8 protein-coding genes are annotated in these 6,275 nt (G+C 70.7%); 3 read left to right on the top strand and 5 right to left on the bottom strand.

The features are described 5' to 3' along the window. Nucleotides 1-154: 154 nt before the first annotated feature. Nucleotides 155-427 (top strand): hypothetical protein, encoded by a 273-nt coding sequence (locus V6M45_RS06460; protein ID WP_332654821.1) that lies wholly within the window; start codon nt 155-157, stop codon nt 425-427. A gap of 3 nt (nt 428-430) precedes the next feature. On the opposite strand, the gene V6M45_RS06465 is transcribed toward V6M45_RS06460, so the two are convergent. After that, nucleotides 431-1,507, bottom strand: coding sequence for a phosphotransferase family protein (locus tag V6M45_RS06465; protein WP_332654822.1), 1,077 nt, complete (start codon nt 1,505-1,507; stop codon nt 431-433). Then, complete coding sequence (glpK, locus tag V6M45_RS06470) at nt 1,504-2,997, bottom strand: glycerol kinase GlpK (protein ID WP_332654823.1); 1,494 nt, start codon at nt 2,995-2,997, stop codon at nt 1,504-1,506. Before glpK ends, V6M45_RS06465 begins: the two co-directional genes overlap by 4 nt. A 45-nt stretch (nt 2,998-3,042) precedes the next feature. On the opposite strand from glpK, the gene V6M45_RS06475 reads away from it, so the two are divergent. Both V6M45_RS06475 and V6M45_RS06480 read left to right on the top strand, forming a co-directional pair. Then, nucleotides 3,043-4,035 carry a threonine ammonia-lyase gene (locus tag V6M45_RS06475; protein WP_332654825.1) on the top strand — a complete coding sequence of 331 codons (993 nt, stop codon included), beginning with the start codon at nt 3,043-3,045 and terminating at the stop codon, nt 4,033-4,035. Between the two features lie 14 nt (nt 4,036-4,049). Then, nucleotides 4,050-4,529 (top strand): MaoC family dehydratase, encoded by a 480-nt coding sequence (locus V6M45_RS06480; protein ID WP_332654826.1) that lies wholly within the window; start codon nt 4,050-4,052, stop codon nt 4,527-4,529. Here V6M45_RS06480 and V6M45_RS06485 read toward each other — a convergent pair. The 3 genes from V6M45_RS06485 to V6M45_RS06495 all read right to left on the bottom strand — a co-directional run. Beyond that, complete coding sequence (locus V6M45_RS06485; RefSeq protein WP_332654828.1) at nt 4,526-4,696, bottom strand: hypothetical protein; 171 nt, start codon at nt 4,694-4,696, stop codon at nt 4,526-4,528. The two genes, V6M45_RS06480 and V6M45_RS06485, sit on opposite strands and share 4 nt — an antisense overlap. A 31-nt stretch (nt 4,697-4,727) precedes the next feature. Beyond that, nucleotides 4,728-5,663 (bottom strand): Gfo/Idh/MocA family protein, encoded by a 936-nt coding sequence (locus V6M45_RS06490; RefSeq protein WP_332654829.1) that lies wholly within the window; start codon nt 5,661-5,663, stop codon nt 4,728-4,730. Nucleotides 5,664-5,668: 5 nt separating this feature from the next. Continuing rightward, the coding region (locus V6M45_RS06495; protein ID WP_332654830.1) for a DegT/DnrJ/EryC1/StrS family aminotransferase at nt 5,669-6,275 on the bottom strand (607 nt) is incomplete at its 5' end.

Raw genomic sequence — 6,275 nt, forward strand, 5'->3', positions numbered from 1 at the left:
GGAGGCTGCGGCCCGCCAGCCGGCGCAGCGCCAGCCGATGCCGGCCGCCCCGCCTCCTCCGCCGCCGCCACCGCCGCCACCTCCTCCGCCGCCGCCGCCGCCGCCGCCGCCGCCGATGGTCGGCGTCGCGGCGTCGCCGTTCGGAAACGGCCCGGTGTCCACGGTCAAGCGGCTGGACTCCCGTCAAACCTGGAGCTTCGACATTGATGCCCGCGGGGCCGAGATCCTGCGCATCGCCGCGATCGGCGACGGCGACACCGATGTCGACCTGACCGTCCGCGACGCCGCCGGCAAGCTGCTGTGCGCCGACGGCTTCGGCGACCACTATCCGGTCTGCACCCTGTCGCCCGGCGCGCCGGCCCGCCTACGGGTGCATGTGGTCAATCGCGGCGCGTTGTGGACCCGCGTCCAGATCCTGACCAACTAGGACTCAGGCCCCGGCCTTCTTCGCGAAGGCCAGGGCGCCTTCGGCCAGCATCGGGACCTGGGCCGCCATGGTCTTCGCATGGGCTGAGGCCGCGGTGCCGTCGCGCACCCGCCCGGCGATGCCCTGGCAGATGGCCGCCAGCCGGAACAGGTTGTAGGCGAACAGCCAGTCAAGGTTCGCCGGCCGCGCCCCGGTCAGGCCGGCGTAGCGCTCGACCATCTGTTCGACCGTGGGAATGCCCAGCGCCTCGATGTCGGCCCCGGCCAGCCCGTTTCGGGCGGTCGCCGGAATGACCCAGGCGATCAGCAGATAGGAGAAGTCGGCCATCGGGTCGCCGAGGGTCGACAGCTCCCAGTCCAGCACCGCCCGCACCTCCGCCGCATCGGGGGCGAGGATCAGGTTGTCGAGACGGAAGTCGCCGTGGACGATGCGCGTCGGCCCCTCGGGCGGCAGGGTGGCGGGCAGGAATTCGATCAGCCGGTCCATGGCCGGGATCGGCTCGATCTCCGACGCCCGGTACTGTTTGGTCCAGCGCCCGACCTGCCGTTCGAAATAGTTGCCCGGGCGGCCGTAGTCGCCCAGGCCGATGGCGGCCGGATCAAAGGCGTGCAGCGCCGCGAGCGCATCGACCTGGGCGTCATAGATGTCGCGCCGCTGGTCCGGCGTCATGCCCGGCAGCTTGAGGTCCCACAGCACCCGGCCGTCGACCTTGTCCATGACGTAGAACATCGAGCCGATCACCGCCTCGTCGGTGCACAGGGCCCACGGCCGCGCCACCGGATAGCCCTGGGCGTGCAGGGCCGAAATGACCTGGAATTCCCGGTCCACCGCATGGGCCGAGGCCAGCAGGGTCCCCGGCGGCTTGCGCCGCAGCACATAGGTCCGCCCGGGCGTGGTCAGCTCATAGGTCGGGTTCGACTGACCGCCCTTGAACTGCCGGATCGCCAGCGGCCCGCAATAGCCCATGACGTTGTCCGCCAGCCATTCGCCCAGCCGCGCCTCGTTGAGGGCGTAGCGCGGGTCGACCTCGCGCGTGCCGGAAAAAGTCGATTGGGCGTCTTCGGAAACAGGCTGGTTCATTGTGCGGCGATGATGGCGGCCTTGACCGCACCGCGCCAGCCCTTCAGCAGCCGCTCGCGTTCGTCGGACGCCATGCGCGGCGTCCAGCGCGCCGGCGCCTCGACCGGATGGTCTTCCAGATCGCCGATCAGGCCGACGCCCAGCGCCGCCAGCTTGGCCGCCCCGAGGGCCGTCATTTCCTGGAAGGCCGGCCGCTCGACCACGACCTCGCAGATGTCGGCCACGAACTGCATGGCGAAGGCGTTGGCGGTCACCCCGCCGTCGACCTTCAGCACCTTCAGCCGCGGCGCCCCGTCCTTCGCCAGCGCGTCCAGCAGATCGCGGGTCTGGTAGGCCAGCGACTCCAGCGCCGCCCGCACCATCTGGGCCGGACCGCTGTCCCGGGTCAGACCGGTGATGGTCCCGCGCGCCTCCGGCTCCCACCACGGCGCCCCCAGGCCGGTAAAGCCGGGCACGAGGTAGACGCCGCCGTTGTCGGCCAGCCCCTGCGCCATGGCCTCGGACTGGCGCGATTCCGTGATCACCCCGAGGCCGTCGCGCAGCCACTGGATCGCCGAGCCGGCCGAGAAGATCGATCCCTCCAGCGCCCAGGCCGCCTGCCCGCCGACCGCGTATCCGAGCGTGCCCAGCAGCCGGCTGGTCGAAGCCACCGGCGCGCCGCCGACATTGGCCACCAGAAACGCCCCGGTGCCGTAAGTGATCTTGGCGTCCCCGGCCTTCAGGGCCCCATGTCCCACAAGCGCGGCCTGCTGGTCCCCGGCCGAACCGTGGATCGGCAGGGCGGCCCCGAACAGCGACTCCTCGCAATCGCCGAAATGATCGACGCAGTCCCGGATCTCAGGCAGTCCCTCCACCGGGACATCGAACAGGGTCGCCAGATCGGGACGCCACTGACGCGTGGCCAGGTCCATCAGCGAGGTCCGGCTGGCGTTGGTGGCGTCGGTGACGTGGCGGGCCCCGCCCGTCAGCTTCCAGATCAGCCAGGTCTCGATCGTGCCGAGTTTGACCTCGCCCCGCGCCGCCCGCTCGCGCCCGCCCGGGACAGCGTCCAGCAGCCAGGCGAATTTCGAGGCCGAGAAATAGGGGTCGAGGATCAGCCCCGTCGCCGCCTGCACCATCGGCTCATGCCCGGCGGCCGCCAGCTTCGCGGCCGCCGCCGCCGTGCGCCGGTCCTGCCAGACGATCGCGCGGTGCAGCGGCTCGCCCGTCGCGGCGTCCCAGATCACCGAGGTCTCGCGCTGGTTGGTGATGCCGATGGCGGCGAACCGGCCCACCCCGCCCGCCTTGCGGATGACCTCGCGGCAGGTCTGAAGCGTCGCGGTCCAGATCTCCGCGGCGTCATGCTCGACCCAGCCGGGTTTGGGGAAATGCTGCGCCAGTTCGATCTGGCTGACGGCCACGGGCCGCAGGCCGCCTTCCGGCGCACACTCGAAGGCGATGGCCCGGGTGGAAGTCGTGCCCTGGTCGATGGCGAGGATCAGACGGTTCATGGCCCCACCTTACGCAGAGGCGACGCTTCGGGTTAAGTGCCGTCCATGCACATCGCCTCCTTCGCCGGCGTCCAGGACGCCGCCCGCCAGATCGCCGGCCACGCCGTTCACACGCCGCTGATCGAGAGCCCGGCCCTCAACGCCCATGTCGGCGGTCGCGTCCTGCTCAAGGCCGAGACCCTGCAGCGGGCCGGGGCCTTCAAATTCCGCGGGGCCTGGAACCGCATCAGCCGGCTGACGGCCGACGAAAGGGCGCGTGGCGTCGTCGCCTATTCGTCGGGAAACCACGCCCAGGCCGTCGCCGCCGCGGCGCAGATGCTGGGCATCGAGGCGGTCATCATCATGCCCGCCGACAGCCCGGCCGTGAAGGTCGAGGGCGTTCGGTCATTCGGCGGCGAGGTGCGGATGTACGACCGCTACACCGAAAGCCGCGAGGCCATCGGCGAGGAGATCGCGGCCTCGAAAGGGTCGGTGCTGGTCCGCCCGTTCGACGACCCGTTCGTGATCGAGGGCCAGGGCACCATCGGGCTGGAGATCCTCGATCAGGCCAAGGCGGTCGGCGCCGCCCCGCTGGACCAGCTGGTCTGCGGCGCCTCGGGCGGCGGCCTGATCGCCGGCATCAACCTGACCATGGCCGCCCTGTCGCCGCACACCCCGGTCATCGGGGTCGAGCCGCGCGACTACAACGATTTCCAGCTGTCGATCGCCGCCGGCGAGCGGCTGACCCACGCCCCGGCCAAAGGCACCATCTGCGACGCCCTGATGACCGACCGGCCCGGCGAGCTGACCTTCCCGATCAACCGCCGCGTCGACCGGGTCGAGACCGTCTCCGACGCCGAGGTCGCGGCGGCGGTGCGCTACGCCTTCCGGGTGCTGAAACTGGTGGTCGAACCGGGCGGCGCCGTGTCGCTGGCCGCCCTGCTGGCCGGCAAGATCGCCGCCCGTGACCGCACCACCGCCATCGTCCTGTCCGGGGGCAACGTCGACCCGGCCCTGTTCGCCGCCATCATCGAAGACCGCTTCACCCCGATCGCCTGAGGAGCCCGCCGTCCATGAGCCGCACCGAACGCAAGGGAACCCCCACCCCCGTCGCCGACCTGCCCGGCCTGGTCGGACAGGAGATCGGCGTCAGCCGCTGGATCACCGTCGATCAGGCCCGCATCGACGCCTTCGCCGAGATCACCGAGGACCGCCAGTTCATCCACATCGACCCGGAGGCGGCCAGGACCACGCCCTTCGGCGGGACCATCGCCCACGGCTTCCTGACCCTGTCGCTGTTGTCGGCCATGACCTACGACGCCGTGCCGCCGCTCGAGGGGGTGGTGATGGGGGTCAACTACGGCTTCGACAAACTCCGCTTCCTCGCCCCGGTGCGGGCCGGCTCCAACATTCGGGGGCGCTTCAAACTGCTCTCGGTCGAGGACAAGGGCGGCGGCCGCTGGCTGCTCAAGCACGAGGTCACGGTCGAGATCGAAGGCGCGGACAAACCGGCCCTGGTCGCGGAATGGCTGGGGATGCAGGTGGTGGGTTAGCCCTCCCCGACCCCTTCGATCACCCGGCCGGAACCCTCGCAGGTCGGGCACGGCCGGTCGCCGACCTGCCCCGTGCCGTTGCAGCCGGGGCAGATGGCCTCGCCGGTTCCGGGCGTTTCGGGCTCGGCCTCGTCGCCGGGCGCGGGCGTGATGGGGACCTCGGTCATGCGCGGGTAACGCACGGGCGCGGCGGAGGGTTCAGCCCTCCCCGAGACACCTCAGCGCCACTTCCAGATTGCGCAGTCCGTCCTCGCCGGTCACGGCCGGCGGCTCGCCGGTGCGGATGGCGTGGGCGAAGGCTTCCAGCTCCTTCTTCAGCGGCTCGGCCGGCCAGCTGTTGACGGCGCGGGTCTGGTAGGAGCCGTCGGCCTGCTGGCCGAAATATTCGGTCACCTGACGGGTGATCAGGTCGGCCACCACGAACTTGTTGCGCGTCGCCACCTGCAGGGTGCGGACCTTGTAGGGGGTCACCCAATTGGTGGTGATGTGGGCGATGACCCCGTTCTCCAGCCGGAACTGCAGCAGGGCGGTGTCCTCGCGCTCGGCGCGGGTGCGGGCCAGCTGCGGCTGGACCTCGACGATCTCGCTGTCGGTCAGGTGGCGGATGATGTCGATGTCATGCACCGCCAGGTCGATGACCACCCCGACCTCGCCCATGCGCGGCGGGAAGGGGCCGACGCGGGTGATCTGGATCGAGATGATGTCGTCGCCGTCGATGGCGCGCTTGACCGCGTCGACGGCCGGATTGAAGCGCTCGACCTGGCCGACCATCAGCACCCGGCTGTTGGCCCGGGCTGCGTCGATCATGCGCTGGGCGTCGGCCACGGTGGCGGCGATGGGCTTCTCGACCAATACATGGACGCCCGCCTCCAGCAGGGCCACGCCGAGATCGGCGTGGTGCCGGTTGGGCGTGGCCACGACCGCGGCGTCGAGGCCGGCGGCGACGAAGGCCTCGGCTGTGGTCACCGCCGTCGCCCCATAGGCGGCGGCGACGCCCTCGGCGGTCGCCGCGTCGGGGTCGAACACATGGGTCAGCTCGACGTCGCGGATGTCCGACAGCACCCGGGCGTGGTTGCGCCCCATGACGCCGGCGCCGGCGACGCCGAATTTGAGGACGGACTGGTGCTGGGTCATGCGGATCAGCTCTTGAAGGAAGCGACGGCGGCGATGATGCGGTCCTGGGTCGCCTCGTCCAGATCGGAATGCATCGGCAGGCTGATGACCCGGTCCTTGAGCCGCTCGGTGACCGGCAGGCCCTGCGGCCCGCGCGGATACATGTCATAGGCCGGCTGCAGGTGCAGCGGGATCGGATAATAGACCGCCGTCGGCACGCCCTGTTCCTTCAGGTGCGCCGCCAGACCGTCCCGGTCCTCGTGCTCGATCGTGTACTGGGCCCAGTTGGAGACATTGCCGGCCGGCACGTCCGGCACGGCCGCCACGTGCGGGCGCAGGCCCTCGTTGTAGCGGGCGGCGATGCGGTTGCGCCATTCGATCTCCTGCCCGAACACCTTCAGCTTCTCGATCAGGACGGCGGCCTGGATGGTGTCCAGCCGGCTGTTCAGGCCGATGCGCATGTTCAGGTATTTGGGGTCGTGGTCGAAGGTCTTGCCCTCCAGATCGCGGGCCACCGCCTTGCCGTGCACGCGGATGGAATCGATCAGCTGGGCCAGGTCGTCGTCATTGGTCAGCACCGCCCCGCCGTCGCCGTAGCAGCCCAGCGGCTTGGCCGGGAAGAAGCTGGTGGTG

The sequence above is a fragment of the Brevundimonas sp. genome (assembly GCF_036676055.1).
Classification (GTDB): domain Bacteria; phylum Pseudomonadota; class Alphaproteobacteria; order Caulobacterales; family Caulobacteraceae; genus Brevundimonas.

Excerpts from the sequence above, each read along its gene's own strand:
- V6M45_RS06490 (WP_332654829.1), bottom strand. The coding sequence starts at position 5,663 with ATGACCCAGCACCAGTCCGTCCTCAAATTCGGCGTCGCCGGCGCCGGC.
- V6M45_RS06465 (WP_332654822.1), bottom strand. The coding sequence starts at position 1,507 with ATGAACCAGCCTGTTTCCGAAGACGCCCAATCGACTTTTTCCGGCACG.
- glpK (WP_332654823.1), bottom strand. The coding sequence starts at position 2,997 with ATGAACCGTCTGATCCTCGCCATCGACCAGGGCACGACTTCCACCCGG.
- V6M45_RS06480 (WP_332654826.1), top strand. The coding sequence starts at position 4,050 with ATGAGCCGCACCGAACGCAAGGGAACCCCCACCCCCGTCGCCGACCTG.
- V6M45_RS06475 (WP_332654825.1), top strand. The coding sequence starts at position 3,043 with ATGCACATCGCCTCCTTCGCCGGCGTCCAGGACGCCGCCCGCCAGATC.
- V6M45_RS06485 (WP_332654828.1), bottom strand. The coding sequence starts at position 4,696 with ATGACCGAGGTCCCCATCACGCCCGCGCCCGGCGACGAGGCCGAGCCC.